Origin of the sequence: Pseudomonas sp. EL_65y_Pfl2_R96 (assembly GCF_963970905.1) — a bacterium.
GTDB lineage: Bacteria > Pseudomonadota > Gammaproteobacteria > Pseudomonadales > Pseudomonadaceae > Aquipseudomonas.
Map to the genome: position 1 here is coordinate 1 of NZ_CAXAQH010000292.1, position 474 is coordinate 474.

2 tRNA genes and 1 rRNA gene are annotated in these 474 nt (G+C 48.7%); all 3 read right to left on the reverse strand.

Going from position 1 to position 474, the window contains the following annotated elements:
• Positions 1-146 precede the first annotated feature (146 nt).
• Positions 147-222, reverse strand: a tRNA-Ala gene (locus AACY49_RS30690).
• 33 nt (positions 223-255) lie between these two features.
• Positions 256-332 (reverse strand) — tRNA-Ile (locus AACY49_RS30695).
• A gap of 82 nt (positions 333-414) precedes the next feature.
• Positions 415-474, reverse strand: a 16S ribosomal RNA gene (locus AACY49_RS30700); the annotation flags it as partial.

Here is a 474-nt window from a genome sequence, read left to right on the forward strand (position 1 = left end):
GTTACCAGTGAAAGTAACGTTCAGTCTATCTTTCTATCACATACCCAAATTTTTAAAGAACGATCTAGCCAAAGACTAGAAATCAACATTCACCATCATCACGATGGAATGCTCATTTCTAAGCTTTCAACAAACAGAAGCAGTAGTGGTGGAGCCAAACGGGATCGAACCGTTGACCTCCTGCGTGCAAGGCAGGCGCTCTCCCAGCTGAGCTATGGCCCCGTATTTCTACAGGCGTTCCCACACAAGCAAAATTGGTGGGTCTGGGCAGATTCGAACTGCCGACCTCACCCTTATCAGGGGTGCGCTCTAACCAACTGAGCTACAGACCCAATTTCGGGCTGCTTCTTATCGTCTTCTTCAATGAATCAAGCAATTCGTGTGGGAACTTATGGAGCAGCTGATGTCGTCGATTAAGGAGGTGATCCAGCCGCAGGTTCCCCTACGGCTACCTTGTTACGACTTCACCCCAGT